The sequence below is a fragment of the Brevundimonas sp. UBA7664 genome (assembly GCF_002483305.1).
Classification (GTDB): Bacteria; Pseudomonadota; Alphaproteobacteria; order Caulobacterales; family Caulobacteraceae; genus Brevundimonas.
In genome coordinates this window covers 14,354-33,387 of record NZ_DLHQ01000063.1, presented here as the reverse complement: position 1 = coordinate 33,387, position 19,034 = coordinate 14,354, and the positions used below count along the sequence as shown (strand labels likewise).

The following is a 19,034-nucleotide window of genomic DNA, read 5'->3' as shown; positions in this document are numbered from 1 at the left end:
ATGGCGGATGCTTCCCGTGCTGATTCGGGCTGAGGCGCCATGACCGCAACCGCCGTGACCTCCACCAGGGGCCGTCCCTTCGACCCGCTGCTGATCGTGATGGCGATCGGATTCGTGGTCGCGGTCGGCGCCCTGGCCTATCCCGCGTTCCGCGCCGATCCGACCAGCGCGCCGGGACTGGTGCTGATCTTCACGGTCGGCGCCGTGGCCCTGATCGGCCTGTTCGCCTTCGCCCGGGGTGAGACGCGCAGGCCCCTCGGCGACGCCACCGTCGATCTGCTCGACGCCATGGCCGAGCCCGCGGCCCTGGTCTGGTCGACCGGCCAGGTGCTGGCCTTCAACGGCGCCTGGGCCGAGGCCAACGGCGCCACCGTCGCCCTGCCGAAGGGCAAGTCCGCCTCCGCCCTCTACATGGCCTTCGCCCAGGCCCGCGCGGGCGAACAGGGCCGCGCCATCGTCGTGATCGGCGAGCGCGAACAGGAGGTCCTGATCGGCCAGGCCGGGGAGGGGCGCTTCCTCGTCCGCGCCGCGCCGGAGGCCGTGCTGCCGATCGGTTCCGCCATGCCGGCGCGCCAGGCCGCCGCCTCCAACGCCGGCGAGAGCCGCGCCATGGCCGCCGGCGCGCCGTTCGGCTCGGCCGTCATCGCCGCCGATGACCTGTTCTCCGGCAAGATCGAGGAGCCGAACGCCGCCCTCGCCGTCCTGACCGGTCCCGCCGCCGCCCGCGACGCCGCCTTCGGCCATCTGTTCGATCCGGCGGGCGTGGCCGAGGCGCGGTTGAAGCTGGACGGCGGATCGTCCGGCCCGATCGAACTGGTCGCCCGCGCCCATCCGGACCGGATGCTGCACCTCTATGTCGCCCCCGAAGGCGATCGCCGCCGCATCTGGCTGTTCGACGTCTCGGCCCAGAAGTCGATGGAGCTGCAGCTGTCGCAGGCCCAGAAGATGCAGGCCGTGGGCCAGCTGGCCGGCGGCGTGGCGCACGATTTTAACAATCTGCTGACCGCCATCCAGCTGCAGCTGTCCGGATTGCTGGAGCGCCATCCCGTCGGCGATCCCTCGTACGAGGGCCTCAACGAAATCCGCCAGACCGCCATCCGCGCCGCTGATCTGGTGCGCAAGCTGCTGGCCTTCTCGCGCAAGTCGACCGTGCGACGCGAGCGGCTCGATCTCGGCGAACTGGTCGGCGAGTTCGCGGTCCTGCTGCGCCGGCTGCTGCGCGAGGACGTGCGGCTGGAAACCGACTACGGCCGCGATCTGCCGGTGGTGCTGGCCGACAAGAGCCAGCTGGAAACCGCGGTGATGAACCTGGCCGTCAACGCGCGAGACGCCATGCGCGGCGTGGTCGAGCCGGGGGCCGGCGTCGTCACTATCCGCACCGCCCGCCTGACCGCCGACGAGGCCCGCCTGCTGGGCTGGAGCGCCGCCCCGACCGCGGCCGTGGCCCTGATCGAGGTGGCCGACAGCGGGCCGGGCGTGCCGCCGGAACTGCTCGACAAGATCTTCGAGCCCTTCTTCACCACCAAGGCGGTGAACGAGGGCACCGGCATGGGTCTGGCCACCGTCTACGGCATCGTCGAACAGGCCGGCGGCCACATCAACGTCTCAAACGCGCCCGGCGGCGGCGCGGTGTTCCGCATCTTCCTGCCCGAGGCGGCCGAAGCCGAACTGGCCGCCACTCCGGTGATCGAGAAGGTCGCCAAGGCGCCGCGCGACCTGTCAGGCGCGGGCCGCATCCTGTTCGTCGAGGACGAGGCCGCCGTGCGCGGTATCGCAGCCCGCCTGCTGCGCCAGCGCGGCTATGAGGTGATCGAGGCCGAGGACGGCGAGCAGGCGCTTGAGCTGGCGGAACTCCATGCCGGGACCATCGACATGATGATCTCCGACGTCATCATGCCCGGGCTCGACGGTCCGGCCCTGTTGAAGAAGGCGCGGCAATATCTCGGCGACGCGCCGGTCCTGTTCATCTCCGGCTATGCCGAGAGCGACTTTTCGGACCTGCTTCAGGACGAGGTCGGCGTCTCTTTCCTGCCCAAGCCGCTGGACATCAAGACTCTGGCCGAGCGGGTGAAGCAGGAACTGCACGCCGGCTGAATCATCCGTAACTTGCCAAGGCCCCCGACGCGCGCAACCGTCCGCGCCGAAATCGGCATGGACGAGGAGTGCGGTATGAGACGGACGGTTCTGGGGCTTTGCGCGGCCGCTCTCCTTGTGGCCAGCAGCCCGGTCCTGGCGCAGCAGGTGGAGGACCGCACAGTCCGTTACGAGCTGAGCTTCGACAACGCCGTCCACCATGAGGCGCGGGTCACCGTCACCTACGGCGCGCTGGGACGCGAGCCGGTTCGCTTCGAGATGTCCCGGTCCTCGCCCGGTCGGTACGCCGTCCATGAGTTCGCCAAGAACGTCTATTCCGTCTCGGCCGTGGACGGCGCCGGTCGCCCGCTGACGATCGACCGGTCGGATCCCTATGGCTGGACGGTCAGCGGACACGACGGCGTCGTCAGCCTGACCTACACGCTCTACGGGGACCGCGCCGACGGCACCTATTCCCAGATCGACACGACCCACGCCCATCTGAACATGCCCGCCACCCTGATGTGGGCGCGGGGCTACGACGACCGGCCGGTGACGGTCCGCTTCCGGCCCCATGATCCGCAATGGCGGGTCGCCACCCAGCTGGCGCCGACGTCCGATCCACACGTTTTCACCGCGCCGGACCTTCAGTACCTGATGGACAGTCCCGCCGAGCTCAGCGACCAGATGGTGCGCGAGTGGCAGGTCGATGACGCCGGCGTGGCCCGCACCATCCGCCTCGCCCTCCACCACAGCGGCACGGAGGCGGACGCCGACCGGTTCGCCGACATGGCGAAGCGGGTCGTGGCGCAACAGATCGCCATCTTCGGCGACGTGCCGGACTATGACTTCGGGAGCTACACCTTCCTCGCCGACTACCTGCCCTGGGTCAGCGGCGACGGGATGGAGCACCGCAACTCGACCGTGATCAGCAGCACGCGCTCGCTGAGCGACGCCGAATTCGGCCAGATCGGCACTCTGAGCCACGAGTTCTTCCACTCATGGAATGTGGAGCGGCTGAGGCCCGCCGAACTTGAGCCGTTCGACTTCACCCGCGCCAATCCCACGCCGTCCCTGTGGTTCGCCGAAGGGTTCACCAGCTACTATGGACCCTTGGCCGTCCGGCGCGCCGGCGTGTCTTCGGTGGACGATTTCCTCGCCGAGATGGGGGGTCAGCTCGACTTCATCCAGAACGCGTCGGCGCGGCGATACGGCTCGCCGCAGGAGATGAGTCTGCGTGCGCCGTTCGTGGACGCGGCGACCTCGATTGACCCGACCAACCCCAACATCTTCGCCTCCTACTATCCCTATGGCGCGGTCATCGCCCTGGCGTTGGACCTGACGCTGCGCGAGCGGTTCGACGGGGTCACGCTGGATGACTATATGCGGCACATGTGGCGGACCCACGGTCTGGGCGAGCGACCCTATACGCCGGACGACCTGCGTACCGGGCTGGCGGCGGTGACGGGCGATGCCCGGTTCGCCGACGACTTCTTCGCCGCCACGGTCAACCGCAGCGAACTACCCGATTTCGCACCCCTGCTCGCACGCGCGGGCGTTATCGTGCGGCAGAAGGATGCGGCCGCGGCCTTCGCCGGTGTGTCACGTCTTCAGATCGCCGGCACGACCGCCACGATCAGCGCGTCCCCCGCGCCCGGAACGCCGCTCTATGCCGCGGGCCTGGATCGCGGAGATGAAATCGTCAGCGTCGGCGGCGTCGACATCGACAGCCAGGCGGACTGGGACCGCGTTCTGGCAGGCGCCAAGGCCGGCGATGAGGCGCAGCTGCGCTTCCGTCAACGCGGTGAGGAACGCACCGCTACCCTGCGGTTCGCCAGTGATCCGGAAATCGAACTGGTCCGCTCGGAAGCGGCCGGAGGCGCCGTCTCGCCGGAACAGCTCGCCTTCCGCGAAGCCTGGCTCGGCGCGGCGACCTGACCGCCGCCCGGGTCAGGCCGAGGCGGCGACCGTCGCCCTGGCCTCGACCACCGTCGGATCGGCGTCGGCCTGGGCGATCATCCAGTCGCGAAAGCGGGCGATCTTGGGTGATCGCCGGCGACCCTCGGGCCAGACCAGATAGTAGCCGGTGTGGAACGACACGCACTGCATGAAGGGCCGCACCAGAAGGCCGTTTCGAAGCTCGCGGGCGAACAGGATCGGCGAGGCCAGGGCGACGCCCTGATCACCCAGGGCCGCCGCGACCTCCAGCACCTGATAGTCGGCGGTGAGGCGGATCATGGGCTGGGCGCCGCCGATGACGCCGGCGACGGCAAACCAGGCGGCCCATTCTTTCTCCATGCCGATGCGCGGGGCGTCGAGCAGGTCGGCGGGCTCGACCAGTTTCAGCCGCTCGGCCATGGCGGGGCTGCACACCGGCGTGAAGACGCTGGGCATCAGCGACTGACTCTCCATGCCCGGCCAGTCGCCGTGGCCGGAGCGAATGCCGACGTCGAACCCCTCGCGCGACAGGTCGAGAAGCACCGGATTGGTGTCCAGCCGCACCGCCAGGCCGGGATTGGCCACCTGGAAGGCGCCGAGCCGGGGGGCCAGCCACTGCGACGCCAGAGAGGCCAGGGTGGTGATCGACAGGACGTGCTCGTCAGCCTCGGTCAGGTCGCTGACCGCGCGCCGCAGCAGGGTCATGGCCTCGGTCGCGGCGCTGGACAGGCGTTCGCCGCCTTCGGTCGGCTGGACCTCGCGCGGCAGGCGGCGGAACAGGCTCTGGCCCAGCCGGCCCTCCAGCGCCTTGATCTGCCAGCTGACCGCGGCCTGGGTCATGCCCAGCTCCTCGGCGGCGCGGGTGAAGCTCTTCAGACGGGCGGCGGCCTCGAACACCCGGATGGAGGCGAGGGGGATGCCAGCGAGGGGATCGGCCATAAGCTGCCCTTGTGGTTCGATCGGATCATCTGGTTTGTGAACCGAGTTCGTCAAGCCCAAATATGCACCATCGAAACGACAACAAAGGAGGTCGTGATGGAAGATGCACATGGCGCTCACAAGGCGCACACATCAGGTTGGCTCGACGCCCTGATCGGCGCGGCGTCCCGGATCAGGCGAGCGTCCGCCGAGGGTTCGCGCGGCTACGTCGTGACCCCCTGGAGCGGACGTTCACCCGGCGGCTGGTCGGCCTGACCCCCGCCCCGGCCGGACCCGTCCGGCCCTTGTCATCAACGAACGGCCAGAGGAGGCCTCGATGGAAGAAATGCACCGTACGCATAAGGAACCCGCATGGGGCTGGGTTTCGGTCCTGGACGATTGGCGCCGGAGCCGCACCCGCCAGCGTCTCCGCACGCCGCCCCCTGCCGCCCGGCCCTCAACGCGCTGAGGCCTCGCCGGGCGGGGTCAGGCCACGGTCCAGCCGTCCGCCTCCCTGAGGCTGTTGTGGATCGCCGTCGCCGCCACGGCCGCCTCGGCCGAGGCGACGGCGATCTGGTTCAGCCCCCGCACCACATCGCCGGCGGCATACAGGCCGGCGATGCTGGTCTGCTGGTGCGGATCGACGAACAGCCGGCCGTCGTCGCCGGTCCGCGCGCCCAGGCCATCGGCCAGGCCCGCGTTGGGCGACGTTCCCAACGCTGAATAGACCAGGTCGAAGGTGCGGAAGGCTCCGCCCCAGCTCAGCGCCGTGACCCGGTCGCCGTCCAGCCGGACATTGTCGATCGGCGCGCGGATCAGCTCGATCCCCAGCCGCGTCAGCTCGGCCATTTCGTCCAGCGCATCGGCCGGGCCGATATGGATCAGGGTGACCCGGTCGGAATAGGTGCGCAGAAACGCGGCCTCGCGCACGCCCTTGCCGTCATGGCCGATCACCGCCACCGCCTTGTCGATCGCCTCATAGCCGTCGCAGATCGGGCAGATGCGAACCAGCGACCGCTCGATGGCCCGCTCGACGCCGGGCAGGTCGGGGTGGTGGTCGATCACCCCCGTGGCCATCAGAACCGCCCGCACGCGCACCTCGCGGCCGTTCAGTTTGGCCACGAAACCATCACCGTCGCGCTTCAGCGCCTCCACCTGTCCGGCCTCGACGACCGCGCCGTATTCGACAGCCTGGTCGGTCATGCGCTTGAGGATGGCGTCGCCGGTGATGCCCTGGGGAAAGCCGGGCATATTGTGGCTGACCGGAATCCAGCAGGCGCGCGGGGCGCCGCCGTCAGCGACCAGGACCCGCCGCCGGAACCGCGCCAGATAGGTCGCCGCCGTCAGGCCCGCCGGGCCGGCGCCGACGATCAGGATTTCGGGGTCGCGCCCGGTCAACGGGTCCTCCAGGTCGTCGGCCACTGGTCGGGCGGGACGCCCCAGCACTCGGTCATCTCCGACTCGGCGGTCAGGACGAAGTCGCGCCCGGTCCAGGTCCATGTCTGGGCCAGGCCGCAGTCGCCCGGTCCCCGGCCCTTGGCGAAGGCGACCAGGGTGCGGGCGTCGGCCGCATAGCCGCCGTTGATCGTGCCGGTCGAGACCTCCCCGTCAGCCGAGGCCAGCCGCAAGGGGCGCGGGTTCCGCCCGCTGGGTCCCGTCAGATACCAGTCGTGGCCGATATTGTAGGCGCCCGCGAAACAGGGGACGGCCCAGAGTTCGGTCGAGGCGTCCAGCCGCGCGGACATGACCTCCTTCTGGATCCAGTCGCTGTGACCGGTCTCCTCGCGGCAGGCCCTGACGGCGGGCAGCGCCTCCAGCGCGGCGGGCAAGGTCTGGCCGGACTCGCCGAAGCCCGCTTGCGAGACCGCCGGAGCCGGCGTCACCACCGGCGCCAGGGGCGGGGCGGGAATGGCGGACGCGGGACGCGAGCCTCGCCGTACGAGCGCCGCCGGGGTTCCCAGTCGGCCCTGACGCTCGTCGATCCACAACAGGGCGGCCGCAGCGCCGGACAGCGAGATGGCGGTTGGCTCCGCGGTTCCGACCGTCATGGTCGAGCCGGCGCCGAGCGCGGCGATCACGGCCGGGACGTCGCGCGCGGCGACCCTGAAGTCGTCGGACCCCTGTTCGGGGCGGGCGACCCAACTGCGTCCGTCAATGTTGAAGGTCACGGCGTTCGGAGACGCGCTGGTGTCGCCCCACACGCCCAGGGCGACGGTCAGCCGCCCCCCGGGCCCGGGAGACGCCGCGACCCGGATCCAGCCCGTCCCGTCCGAGGCCGGTCCAAAGGTCACGCACTCGTTTGTATTGTCGCAGACCGCCCGCCAGTCGCGGAAGGCGCGGCTTTCGGACGGCAGGCTCGAGGCCGGTCCTGCCGATGGTCCGGACGCCGCCGGGACGGACTGTGCGGGCGCCGCCGCCGGTGCGGCCCCCGGGTCCGCCGGCGCTTCGCCGCCGCAGGCGGCCAGAAGGCCCGCCATCGCCAGTAGTCCTGTCCGTCTCATGTGCGTCGCCCCCGGCAGCCTCGCCGTGTCTGACCGCGGCTACAATAACCACGGCGGCCGGCCTGTCGCTACCGCGCCTGACCGTCGTCGGGCCGCCCTTCGACCTCATCGAGCACCTGCCGCATCAGGTCCGCATCAATCAGAACGGGTGGCTCGCAAAACGCGACGATCCAGCGCTGCACCAGCGTTCTCGTTTCGATATCCAAGACAGGGACCCCCAACGCATACTTCCGGCTGCCAGAACCGCCCCGCGTCGTGGCGGTTCACCTTGACCGTGGGAGACTTTTTCGGGGCAGGGTTAACCCGTGGCCCGCCGCCCTTTGCGCCCGCGCCCCGCCGCCGCTATACCGCCCGCCTCACTCCCATTCCCATTCAGAGGCGCGAACCCGCATGACCAGGATCAAGGTCGCCAATCCCATCGTGGACATCGACGGCGACGAGATGACCCGCATCATCTGGCAGATGATCAAGGACAAGCTGGTCTTCCCCTTCCTGGACGTCGAGCTCGACTACTACGACCTGTCGATGGAGCACCGCGACGCCACCGACGATCAGGTGACGATCGACGCGGCGCACGCGATCCAGAAGCATGGCGTCGGCGTGAAATGCGCCACCATCACCCCCGATGAAGCGCGGGTGAAGGAGTTCGGCCTGAAGAAGATGTGGAAGTCGCCGAACGGCACGATCCGCAACATCCTCGGCGGCGTGGTCTTCCGCGAGCCGATCATCTGCTCGAACGTGCCGCGGCTGGTGCCCGGCTGGACCCAGCCGATCGTGGTCGGCCGTCACGCCTTCGGCGACCAGTACAAGGCCACCGACTTCCTCGTCCCCGGCCCCGGCAAGCTGATGATGACCTTCACCGGCGACGACGGGAAGGTCATCGAGCACGAGGTGTTCCAGTTCCCGTCGGCCGGCGTGGCCATGGGCATGTACAACCTCGACGACTCGATCACCGAGTTCGCCCGCGCCAGCTTCGCCTTCGGTCTGGGCCGCAATTTCCCGGTCTATCTGTCGACCAAGAACACCATCCTGAAAGCCTATGACGGCCGCTTCAAGGACATCTTCCAGGACGTCTTCGACAAGGAGTTCGCCGACAAATTCAAGGCGGCGGGCCTGACCTACGAGCACCGTCTGATCGACGACATGGTGGCCGCGGCCATCAAATGGTCGGGCGGCTTCGTCTGGGCGTGCAAGAACTACGACGGCGACGTGCAGTCCGATGTGGTGGCGCAGGGCTTCGGCTCGCTGGGCCTGATGACTTCGGTGCTGATGACCCCGGACGGCAAGGTGCTGGAATCGGAAGCCGCCCACGGCACCGTCACCCGCCACTTCCGCCAGCACCAGAAGGGCGAGGCGACCTCGACCAACTCCATCGCCTCGATCTACGCCTGGACGCGCGGCTTCTCGCACCGCGCCAAGCTGGACGACAACGCCGAGCTGGCGAAATTCGCCGAGACCCTGGAGCGGGTTGTGGTCGAGACGGTCGAGGCCGGCTTCATGACCAAGGATCTGGCGTTGCTGGTCGGCGACCAGCAGGGCTGGCTGACCACCGAGGGCTTCCTCGACAAGGTCGCCGAGAACCTGACCGCGGCGATGAAGTAGAAGACTGAGACCGCGTCGGGTCGAAAAGGCGGAGCCTTGTGACCGCGGCCCAACCAAAGAGGCTCGCCGGACTCGCGTCCGGCGAGCCTTTCGTTTGAGCGGGACCGACGTTCGTGCATTGATGCGCTGTTGCGGAGGCGTTCCATGAAACTGATCGGCAGGCTCATCGTCATTCTGGTCGTCCTCGCGGCGATCTCCTTCTTCGCGGCGCCCGGCGTGGCCTTCTTCGGCCTGCGGTCGGCGGCCGACTCGAACGACGCCGCCGGTCTGGCGCGGCTGGTCGACTATGCCGCCGTGCGCCAGTCGCTGCGGCCGCAGCTGGACGGCAACCCCGCCGCCCTCGCGCCGGCGCCCACCTTCATGGAAGACCCCATCGGCGCGGTCCGGCGGCAGATCGAACAGGCGGCCGCGCCCCAGGCGCCGGATGTCGAGGCCTATCTGAGCCCCGCCGCCCTCGCGGCCCTGACCCGGGGCGAGGGCCGCTACGCCTCGCAGCGCGCGAGCGGCCTCCAGCCTTCGGCCGACGCCGCGACCACGGGCGGACCGATGCCCCGGCCGGTCTATTGGGGCATGAACCGCGCCCGGATGAGCGTCGCCGACGAAGGCGGGTCCGAGACCATCTTCACCTTCGAGCGCAAGGGGCCGTTCGAATGGAAACTGGTCCACATCGGCCTGCCCGAAGGCGTCGCGCCGGTCCCGGCGGCCGAGGGCGCGCCGGTCGTCGGCCAGAGTGGCCGCAAGGCCGGCTGACGGCGCCGCCTCTTGGCGACCCCGCGCGACTCGGGCAACCGTAGCGGTGGGGAGGCGTTACGACGCCAGAGGGTCGAATGAAAAAATCACTGATCGTCGGCGTCGTCGCCGGAGCCGTCAGCCTGTTCGGCATCGCCTGGGCGGCCGCGCCGGTGCTGGCGGCGCAGGCGCTGATCCGGGCCGCCAAGGCGGGGGATGAGGACAAGATCGAGCGGCTGGTCGACTTCCCCTCGCTGCGCGACAGCCTGAAGTCCGAGCTGAACGCCGAGCTTCTGGCCCGGATGAACCGCGATCCGCGCATGGCGGACAGCGGGCTGAGCGGCCTCGGCATGATGCTGGCGCCGATGATCCTGTCCGGGGCGGTCGATACGCTGGTGACGCCGGAGGCGGTGGCCCGGATGGTCAATACGGCCGAGGCGCCCGATCCGACCCGGCGGCCGCCCCCGGAGCCCGCTGGAGACGAGGCCGACGGCGACGACATCCATCAGGCCTGGGGCTATCGCAGCCTGAACGAATTCGCCGTCACCCTGACCGACCGCGACCAGCCCGACGACCACCTCGCCCTGATCCTGGAGCGCCGCGGCCTGTTCGACTGGAAGCTGGCGGCGGTGGACCTGGAGACGGCGCCGGCAGCCTAGCCGGCGAGCGCCGTCCGCACCGCCGCGAGGCCTTCCTCCGCCTTCGACCCGTCCGGCGCGCCGCCCTGGGCGAAGTCCGGCTTGCCGCCGGCGCCCTGGCCGCCCATGGCGATCACGGCGACGCGGGCGAGATCGGCCGCATTGACCCTTCCGGCCATGTCCGAGGTCACGGCGACGGTGATGGCCGCCTTGCCTTCCGTCACGCCGATCAGGGCGACGACGCCCGAGCCGACCTGTTTGCGGAAGTCCTCGGCCACGCCGCGCAGACCCTTGCCGTCGACGCCGTCGAGCACGCGGGCGATCAGTTTGACGCCGTTGATCTCCTCCGGCGCGGCATTGGCGGCTGCGCCACCGCCGCCGAGGGCCAGTTGCTTCTTCAGCTCGGCGACCTGTTTCTCGAGCGCGCGGCGGTCGGCGGTCAGGGCCTCGACGCGGGCCGGCACGTCGGCGGTCTGGACCTTGAACGACTGGGCCAACGACTTCGCCACCCCGGCCTGGGCCAGCAGGAACTGGCGCGCGGCCTCGCCGGTCAGGGCCTCGATCCGGCGCACGCCGGCGGCGATGCCGCTCTCGGAGACGATCTTGAACAGGGCGATGTCGCCGGTGCGGGCGACATGGGTGCCGCCGCACAGTTCGACCGAATAGGGCTTGTCCGCCTCGGCCAGGTCGCGGCCGAGCGTCAGCACGCGAACCTCGTCGCCGTATTTTTCGCCGAACAGGGCGACGGCGCCGGCGGCGATCGCCTCCTGCGGGCCCATCATCTTCGTCTCGGCGGGCAGGTTCTGGCGGATGACGGCGTTCACCTCATCCTCCATCCGGGCCAGTTCGTCCTCGGTGACCGGGGCGTTGTGGCTGAAGTCGAAGCGCAGGCGTTCGGCGTCGACCAGCTGGCCCTTCTGGGCCACGTGGCCGCCGAGGACATTGGCCAGGGCCTTGTGCAGCAGGTGGGCGGCCGAGTGGTTGGCGCGGGTGGTCAGGCGGGCGTCGGCGCCGGCGCGCAGCTGGGCCCGGGCGCCGATGGACAGCGTGCCCGACATCACCTCGATGCGGTGGGCGTAGAGGTCGCCGGCGTGCTTCTGGACGTCCAGCACCGTGGCGGCGCCCTGCTGGCCCGAGGCGTCGGTCCATTCGATCTCGCCGCGGTCGCCGGCCTGGCCGCCGCCCTCGCCGTAGAAGGGGGTCTGGTCGAACAGGACCTGGGCGGTCTGGCCGGCCGAGAGGTCGTCGACCGAGGCGCCGTCGCGCACGATGGCCAGAACCTCGCCCGACCCCTCGACGGCGTCATAGCCGGTGAAGACGGTAGGGCCGAGGCGGTCGCGCAGGGCCAGCCATTCGCCGGTCGAGGCGGTCTGGCCCGAGCCGGTCCAGTGCTCGCGGCTGCGGGCCTTCTGTTCGTTCATCGCGGCGTCGAAGGCGTCGGTGTCGACGGTGAAGCCGCGGCGGCGGGCCTCGTCCTGGGTCAGGTCGAGCGGGAAGCCGTAGGTGTCATAGAGGGTGAAGGCCGTCTGGCCGGACAGCACGCCGCCCTCGCCGAGGTCGCGCGAGGCATCTTCAAGCAGGCCCATGCCGCGGCCGAGGGTGGTGCGGAAGCGGATCTCTTCCTGTTTCAGCGTGTCCTCGACGAAGGCCTGGGCGCGCTTCAGCTCGGGGAAGGCCTCGCCCATCTCGGCGACGAGGGTCGGCACCAGCCGGTGCATCAGCGGATCGGCCGCGCCCAGCAGGTGGGCGTGGCGCATGGCGCGGCGCATGATCCGGCGCAGGACGTAGCCGCGGCCCTCGTTGGACGGGGTCACGCCGTCGGCGATCAGGAAGGACGAGCTGCGCAGGTGGTCGGCGATGACCCGGTGGCTGGCCGCCATGGCGCCGTTCGGATCGGTCGCCGTGGCGTCGGCCGAGGCCGCGATCAGCGTCTGGAACAGGTCGGTGTCGAAGACGGAGTTCTTGCCCTGCAGCACCGAGGCGATCCGCTCCAGGCCCATGCCGGTGTCGACGCTGGGCTTCGGCAGGGAACGGACGATCTCGTCGTTCTCCTTCTCGAACTGCATGAAGACGTTGTTCCAGATCTCCACGAACCGGTCGCCGTCCTCGTCCGGCGAACCGGGAGGGCCGCCGGGGACGTGGTCGCCGTAGTCCCAGAAGATTTCGGTGCAGGGACCACAGGGGCCGTTGTCGCCCATGGCCCAGAAATTGTCCGAGCCGGCGATGCGGATGATCTTGTCGTCACCGAAGCCGGTGACCTTTTTCCAGATCGCCGCCGCCTCATCGTCGTCGATGTAGACGGTGACCAGCAGGCGTTTGGCGTCGAGACCGAAATCCTTGGTGACCAGATTCCACGCGCGATCGATCGCGTGTTCCTTGAAGTAGTCGCCAAAGGAGAAATTCCCCAGCATCTCGAAGAAGGTCAGGTGCCGGGCGGTGTAGCCGACATTGTCCAGGTCGTTGTGCTTGCCGCCCGCGCGGACGCATTTCTGCGAGCTGGTGGCGCGGGGGTACGGCGGGGTGGAGGCGCCGGTGAAATAGTCCTTGAACGGCACCATGCCCGCATTGACGAACAGCAGGGTCGGATCGTTCTGCGGCACCAGCGGCGCGGAATGGACCTTCTCGTGCCCATCGGCGGCGAAATAGTCGAGGAAGGTCGAGCGGATCTGTTTGAGGCTGGACATGACGGTGCGCGTTCGGTCGGGGGGAGAAACGGGGAACGGGCCTCATATAGGGGTTTGAGCCCCAATGCATCACCCGCCCGTGATCCGGCCGGGACCGGGAGGCCGCGGGCGGACGGATCGCCGCACCGGCGGGCATCACGGCCCGGCGGGGTGTAGGGTGCCGCCATGTCCGCGCTTGAAGTCTGGTTCGATGGTGACTGCCCGCTTTGCCGGCGCGAGATCGCCGTGATGCGCGGGCTGGACCGGCGCGGGGCCATCGTGTTCACCGACGTGGCGAACGGGCAGGGCAGCTGCCCGCTCGACCGGGTCGAACTGCTGGCCCGGTTCCATGCGCGGGAGGACGGGGTGATCCTGTCGGGCGCCGCCGCCTTCGCCGCCATGTGGCGCGCCATTCCCCTGTTGCGACCGTTGGGGCTCGCGGCCCGGAACCGCGCGGTGCTGGGCCTGCTGGAGCGGCTGTATGTCGCCTTCCTGCGCGTGCGGCCGGCCCTGACGCGTTGGCTTCGGCGATAAAAAAGGGCCGCCCGGTCCGGGTGGAGACCAGGCGGCCCGCTCCGTCCGGCCCGGCCCACACGGGGTCGGTGGCGGGTCGCGGGACCCGGCCGGAGAAGGTTCATTCCTCCCCCGCAGGGGGGTGGAGGAGGGTCGGCGGAGCCGATCCGCCGACGGGACCACGCGCAGCGTGGTGGAGGGGTTTTTGACCACCGGCTCGGTGTGAGGGACACGCCCCTCCACCGTCGTTTCGACGGTCCCCCTCCCCTGAAGGGAAGGAATGGCCGGCCCTAGCCCTCGAGGTCCTGACCCTCGTCGGGTTCGGGGGTGCCCAGCAGTTCCTCGGCGATCTTGGTGGTCGAGGCGCGGACGGCCTTTTCGATCGAGTCGGCGATGTCCGGATTGGCCTTGAGGAAGGCGCGCACGTTCTCGCGGCCCTGGCCGATGCGCTGGCTGTCGTAGGAGAACCAGCTGCCGGACTTCTCGACGATCCCCGCCTTGACGCCCAGGTCGATGATCTCGCCCAGTTTGGAGATGCCCTCGCCGTACATGATGTCGAAGATGACCTCGCGGAACGGCGGGGCGACCTTGTTCTTGACCACCTTCACGCGGGTGGTGTTGCCGACGACCTCGTCGCGATCCTTGATCGCGCCGGTGCGGCGGATGTCGAGGCGAACCGAGGCGTAGAATTTCAGCGCATTGCCGCCCGTGGTCGTCTCGGGCGAGCCGTACATGACGCCGATCTTGTGACGGATCTGGTTGATGAACAGGACGATGCACTGCGACTTGTTGATCGAGGCGGTCAGCTTGCGCAGCGCCTGGCTCATCAGACGGGCCTGCAGGCCGGGCAGGCTGTCGCCCATCTCGCCCTCGATCTCGGCGCGCGGCGTCAGGGCGGCGACGGAGTCGACCACCACGATGTCCACGGCACCCGAACGCACCAGGGTGTCGACGATCTCGAGCGCCTGTTCACCCGTGTCGGGCTGGGAGACCAGCAGGTCGTCGAGATTGACGCCCAGCTTCTGGGCATAGCCCGGGTCGAGCGCATGTTCGGCGTCGACGAAGGCGGCGGTGCCGCCGGCCTTCTGGATCTCGGCCACGGTGTGCAGGGCCAGGGTCGTCTTGCCCGAGCTTTCCGGCCCGAACACCTCGATCACCCGACCGCGCGGCAGGCCGCCGATGCCCAGCGCCATGTCGAGGCCCAGCGAGCCGGTCGAGACCGAGGGAATGGCCTCGGTCACGCCGTTCTTGCCCAGCTTCATGACCGAGCCCTTGCCGAAGGCGCGGTCGATCTGGGCGATCGCCGCCTCCAGAGCCCGCTGTTTGTCGCCGTCGTCCCGGGTCACCAATTTCAGATTCGCCTGAGCTGCCACCTTGCCACTCTCCCTTGCCATGATTCCCGTTGGGTACTCTGGAGGAGAGGCCCGCCTTCGGTCCGATGACCGTGACCCACTCCCTTTGTGAGCGGCACTATGTGCATGGTTTGTTCTGGTTGCCAATATGTTCTTTTCGGAACGGTGGAGGGGTGCGACCGATTTTGACGTATCGGGCTCGCGGTGGGCCCTTCGATGGGTTCGCGCCGGAAGCCGTGACCCCGAGCGTGCCTTCAGTCGATCACGCGTGGGGCCGGCCCTTGAGGCGGACCCTAATCCCGGATGAAATGCGGCACGAACCGCGAGGTATTGCGGGTGATCCGGCCCGTATCCTCGCGCAGGGCGATCCCGGCCGGTTCGTCCCCGACCAGCCACGAGCCGATGATCACATGCTGGCCGTCGAACCGCGGCGGGGCGTGCAGGGCCTGACGGATGTGGCTTCCCGCGCCATAGCCGGCGTCCAGCCCCTCTTCCCGCGCCGCGCCCTCGACGATCGAGATATTGGCGCCCTCGCGCGAGAACAGCGGCTTGCGCACATAGGCGTCGCCCAGGCTCGCATGGGCCGGATCGCTCTCGAAGAAGGACGCCAGCAGATTGGGGTGCCCCGCATACCGCTCCCACAGCAGGGGCAGCAGTCCCTTGTTCGACAGCAGGGCCTTCCACGCCGGCTCCAGCACCGTCACCTCGGCCTTCGGCAGCGGCTCGGCGTAGTCGTCGCGCAGCATCTGCTCCCAGGGATAGAGTTTGAACATGGCCTGGATCAGCCAGTTCTCGTCGTCGACGAAGCGGCCGTCGGCATTCAGGCCGATCTGGTCGATGGCGACGAATTTCGGATCCAGCCCGGCCTGCCGGGCCAGATCCTCGAGGAAGCGCACCGTCTGCCGGTCCTCGACGAACTCGGGGTCCGACGAGAAATGCACGAAGCCGCCTTCCGGGAAGATCGCCCGAAACCGGTCGACCAGCTTTTCGTACAGGCTGTTGAACTGGTCGGCGTCGGGCGGCAGCACGCCGCTGGCGATGCTGTCCTCCAGCCAAAGCCACTGGAACACCGCCGTCTCGAACACGCTGGTCGGGGTGTCGGCATTGTATTCGTACAGCTTGGCCGGCCCCGTCCCGTCATAGGCGAAGTCGAACCGGCCGTAGAGCGACGGCTCGCGCCGGGCCCAGCTGTCGGCGACATAGTCGCGCGACGCCTCCGGAATCTCGAGCAGCGACATCAGCCGCTCCGACCCTGACGCCTCGTCGACGAGGTCCAGGCACATCTGGTGCAGCTCGGCCGTCGGCGCCTCCAGCCCGTCCTCGACCTCGGTCAGGGACAGGGCGTAGGCGGCGCTTTCATCCCAGTACCGCTCGCCGGAATCGTGGTGCCAGGTGAAGCCCACGGCTTCGGCCCGCGCCTGCCAGTCGGGGCGCGGAACCAGCGACAGACGTTCCATGCCGCCTCAGGCCGGGTCTTTGGACGCGGGAACCGAGCTCTCGATCAGCGGCGTCACCACCTTGACCTCCTGCGCCGTCAGTCGGGCCAGCACGTCGTCGGCCGAGGCGTGGCCCGGCAGGATGCCCGCCTCGCGCAGCTTGGCGTCGAGGTCGGCGCCGGACCGCTTGTCCTCCAGCTCCTGGCCGACGCGCAGACGCTCTTCCTGAACGGCCTGACGCTGTTTGATGCGCTGCAGGCTGTCGGCGGCCGAGCCGATACGCGAATGGGCCCCCTGGGACTGCAGGGCGACCGAGGTCTGGGCCTTCTGGACCGAGTCATTGACCTTCACGATGTCGATCTCGCGCCGCAGCGTCTCGATCTTCTGGTCGGTGGTCGAGATGGCGGTGCGCAGGCGGGCCTCCGCCTCCTTCATTCCCTCGATCATCGGGCCGCGGGTGCCGATTTCGGTTTCCAGCTCGGCGATCCGGCCGGCGACCTCGCGGGCGAGGTCCGTCTTGCCCTGGGACATGGCGGCGCGGACCGAGCTTTCGTATTTGGCGATCTGTTCGCCGAAGCTCTTCAGTTCGTTCTCGGCCATCCGGCGGCGGGCGACCAGACCGGCAAGGTCGTCGCGGGCCTTGCCCTGGGCGGTGTCGGCGTCACGGATTTCCTGATCGAGGATCTTCAGGGCGTTGGCGTCGACCACGGCCTGGCCGGCTTCACGGGCGGTGCCGCGGAACAGGGCGGAGAGTTTGGCGAGCATGGACATGATTTCTCTCCCGGATCAGGCGGCGTCGGCGCCGAAGGTTTCGCGCAGGTCGGTCGCGTCGATGGCGTTCTCGGCGAGGGTGCGCAGTTCGATCAATATGGTCTGAAGCGTCGTCTTGCACGACAGTTCGCCCATCAGTTCATAGACGTCCTCGTTGTTCACCGAGGTGATGGCGAAATTCGACAGCGGCACGATGCGCTGGGCCTTGAGCAGGAATTCGTTGAAGGCGTGCCGGTCGGCCTGTTCGGCCACGGGCCACAGCAGCACCGAGCAGACGATCTGGGCCCCGCCGACGCTGAGATAGATCGGCAGGTCGCCATACTCGTGCATGGTCGCCAGCAGGACCGGTTCGGCCCCTTCCAGCACCCTTGTGGTCAGCTCGCCTTCGCGGACCAGTTCGGACGCGTCCAGCGCGGCCTTGATGGACGGGACGGTCCAGGCGGTTTCGATCACGGCGTCCATAAGGGGGCTTGCTCCAGAAGGATCGGTTGAAAGGCTTCGACGCGGGCGTCTGAGGATGTCAGGTCCGCGGGTGGACTCGGTGACGATGGCGTGAACCGCCGCCCTCACGTCGTCACGGGCGGCGTTGGGAACCCAGAACTCCAGCTTGACCATGCCCGCCTCGCGACGGGCCTTGCGCCACGCACGTATGCGTTCGTTGGCCGGCGACAAGGAGGACGGGTCAGGATTATGCATGTTTCATGTAACGCGTAACAGGTACGCTTGACTTTGGCCACTCCGGAGCTGAATTTCAAACCTGACGATGTCTTTACCGCCAGACGCTCGCGGGCGACCTCGCGGACGCGTAAGGGAGGCGAATGTTCAAGCGGCTCTTCGGACAGCGCGACGCCGAACCGGTCAGCCAGCTGGCCGTGGTGCGCAACATCACGGTCGGCCGCACCGTGGCCCTTGACCCGCTGGCCTGGCGCCGGCTGGGCGACGAGACGCATTTCAGCCTCGACCGCGATGCGCTGGAGATCACCGCCCAGGGCGTGGTCCAGCTGGACGACGGCCCGTTCGTGCATCGCTTCTACACCGACGACCACGTCATGCTGCAGGCCATGAGCGACGACGCCGACGGCGCTGTGGCCTATGATTTCACCCTGTTTACCCCGTGGTCCTCGGCCTATCCGCCGAACGACGGCGCGCGCCGGGCCTGGCAGGACCGCCTGTCCGAACCGGTGTTCAAGGGCGCACCCGAGGGCCTGCCGGAATACCCCCGCTTCTGGTTCTCCGAAACCGACGCCCGTCAGCCGCCGGTGAAGCTGTGGGAGACGATCTACGACGATCGCGCCGCGACCGAGCCCTACGCCAAAATCTACCAGACCTGCATGCTGTACGCGCGGGACCTGGCCGGCGGCCGCGAACTGATGATCGCCCTCGAGCAGGAGCCCGAGGGCGGCGAAGCCACACATGAGATCATGATCGGCATCCCGCTGGACATGGCCGAATTCCGCGCCTGACAGCGCCTGAGGGATATCAAGATGCTCGACTGGTTCGCATTTCAGACGGGGGCGACGGCCTTCCTCATCGCCTTCGCGGCGGCGATCGCCTTCTTCTCGGCGTTCAAATTCCTCTACCAGATGGCCACGCCCTACAGCGAGCGCGAGCTGATCCGGCAGGGCAATACGGCCGCGGCCATCGCCCTCGGCGGGGCCCTGATCGGCTATGTCCTGCCGCTCGCCTCCGCCCTGTCACACACCGTCAGCCTGGCCGAGTTCGCCGCCTGGGCCCTGCTGGCCGGCGTCATCCAGATCCTCGCCTTCATCGTCGTCAGCCGGGTGCTGTACAAGGCGCTGGCGGCCCGCATCGAGGCCGGCGAAACGGCGGCGGGCGTCTATCTGGCCTCCATCTCCATCGGCGTGGGCCTGCTCAACGCCGCCTGCATGACGGCCTGATC

16 protein-coding genes are annotated in these 19,034 nt (G+C 69.0%); 8 read left to right on the top strand and 8 right to left on the bottom strand.

Annotated features, from left to right (window positions below; genetic code table 11):
• Window positions 1-39: 39 nt before the first annotated feature.
• Window positions 40-2,094, top strand: a complete 2,055-nt coding sequence (gene cckA / locus B2742_RS14785) for a cell cycle histidine kinase CckA (RefSeq protein WP_292067793.1) — start codon at window positions 40-42, stop codon at window positions 2,092-2,094.
• Between the two features lie 75 nt (window positions 2,095-2,169).
• The gene (locus B2742_RS14780) at window positions 2,170-4,011 is read left to right on the top strand and encodes a M61 family metallopeptidase (RefSeq protein WP_292067791.1); all 1,842 of its coding nucleotides are present in this window, start codon (window positions 2,170-2,172) and stop codon (window positions 4,009-4,011) included.
• Window positions 4,012-4,023: 12 nt separating this feature from the next.
• Here B2742_RS14780 and B2742_RS14775 read toward each other — a convergent pair whose 3' ends face one another.
• The 3 genes from B2742_RS14775 to B2742_RS14765 form a co-directional block, all read right to left on the bottom strand.
• Window positions 4,024-4,950 carry a LysR substrate-binding domain-containing protein gene (locus B2742_RS14775; protein WP_292067789.1) on the bottom strand — a complete coding sequence of 309 codons (927 nt, stop codon included), beginning with the start codon at window positions 4,948-4,950 and terminating at the stop codon, window positions 4,024-4,026.
• A gap of 465 nt (window positions 4,951-5,415) precedes the next feature.
• Window positions 5,416-6,327 carry an NAD(P)/FAD-dependent oxidoreductase gene (locus B2742_RS14770; protein WP_292067787.1) on the bottom strand — a complete coding sequence of 304 codons (912 nt, stop codon included), beginning with the start codon at window positions 6,325-6,327 and terminating at the stop codon, window positions 5,416-5,418.
• On the bottom strand, window positions 6,324-7,406 hold the full coding sequence (locus B2742_RS14765; protein ID WP_292067785.1) for a DUF1176 domain-containing protein: 1,083 nt from the start codon (window positions 7,404-7,406) through the stop codon (window positions 6,324-6,326). The genes B2742_RS14770 and B2742_RS14765 overlap by 4 nt, the downstream gene beginning before the upstream one ends.
• A 414-nt stretch (window positions 7,407-7,820) precedes the next feature.
• Between B2742_RS14765 and B2742_RS14760 the strand changes: the two genes are divergently transcribed.
• The 3 genes from B2742_RS14760 (at window position 7,821) to B2742_RS14750 (ending at window position 10,420) form a co-directional block, all read left to right on the top strand.
• The gene (locus B2742_RS14760) at window positions 7,821-9,032 is read left to right on the top strand and encodes an NADP-dependent isocitrate dehydrogenase (protein ID WP_292067784.1); all 1,212 of its coding nucleotides are present in this window, start codon (window positions 7,821-7,823) and stop codon (window positions 9,030-9,032) included.
• A 144-nt stretch (window positions 9,033-9,176) separates the two neighbouring features.
• Window positions 9,177-9,782, top strand: a complete 606-nt coding sequence (locus tag B2742_RS14755) for a DUF2939 domain-containing protein (RefSeq protein WP_292067782.1) — start codon at window positions 9,177-9,179, stop codon at window positions 9,780-9,782.
• Between the two features lie 77 nt (window positions 9,783-9,859).
• Window positions 9,860-10,420, top strand: a complete 561-nt coding sequence (locus B2742_RS14750) for a DUF2939 domain-containing protein (protein WP_292067780.1) — start codon at window positions 9,860-9,862, stop codon at window positions 10,418-10,420.
• Here the strand turns inward: B2742_RS14750 and alaS are convergent.
• The gene (gene alaS / locus B2742_RS14745) at window positions 10,417-13,083 is read right to left on the bottom strand and encodes an alanine--tRNA ligase (protein WP_292067778.1); all 2,667 of its coding nucleotides are present in this window, start codon (window positions 13,081-13,083) and stop codon (window positions 10,417-10,419) included. The genes B2742_RS14750 and alaS overlap by 4 nt on opposite strands.
• Window positions 13,084-13,248: 165 nt before the next feature.
• Here alaS and B2742_RS14740 point away from each other — a divergent pair, with 165 nt between their 5' ends.
• Window positions 13,249-13,596, top strand: a complete 348-nt coding sequence (locus B2742_RS14740; RefSeq protein ID WP_292067776.1) for a DUF393 domain-containing protein — start codon at window positions 13,249-13,251, stop codon at window positions 13,594-13,596.
• Between the two features lie 269 nt (window positions 13,597-13,865).
• On the opposite strand, the gene recA is transcribed toward B2742_RS14740, so the two are convergent.
• From recA to B2742_RS14720, 4 genes are all read right to left on the bottom strand, one after another.
• Window positions 13,866-14,948, bottom strand: a complete 1,083-nt coding sequence (recA, locus tag B2742_RS14735) for a recombinase RecA (protein ID WP_292067774.1) — start codon at window positions 14,946-14,948, stop codon at window positions 13,866-13,868.
• Window positions 14,949-15,220: 272 nt separating this feature from the next.
• Window positions 15,221-16,384, bottom strand: a complete 1,164-nt coding sequence (locus B2742_RS14730; protein WP_292067773.1) for a glutathionylspermidine synthase family protein — start codon at window positions 16,382-16,384, stop codon at window positions 15,221-15,223.
• A gap of 6 nt (window positions 16,385-16,390) precedes the next feature.
• On the bottom strand, window positions 16,391-17,134 hold the full coding sequence (locus B2742_RS14725) for a PspA/IM30 family protein (RefSeq protein ID WP_292067772.1): 744 nt from the start codon (window positions 17,132-17,134) through the stop codon (window positions 16,391-16,393).
• Between the two features lie 15 nt (window positions 17,135-17,149).
• Window positions 17,150-17,806 carry a YjfI family protein gene (locus tag B2742_RS14720; RefSeq protein ID WP_349681135.1) on the bottom strand — a complete coding sequence of 219 codons (657 nt, stop codon included), beginning with the start codon at window positions 17,804-17,806 and terminating at the stop codon, window positions 17,150-17,152.
• A gap of 146 nt (window positions 17,807-17,952) precedes the next feature.
• On the opposite strand from B2742_RS14720, the gene B2742_RS14715 reads away from it, so the two are divergent.
• Entirely contained in the window at window positions 17,953-18,597 is a 645-nt protein-coding gene (locus B2742_RS14715) for a YjfK family protein (protein WP_292067767.1), read from the top strand.
• Window positions 18,598-18,618: 21 nt separating this feature from the next.
• A complete protein-coding gene (locus B2742_RS14710) occupies window positions 18,619-19,032 on the top strand; it encodes a DUF350 domain-containing protein (protein WP_292067764.1) in 414 nt (137 codons plus the stop codon).
• Window positions 19,033-19,034: the final 2 nt, after the last annotated feature.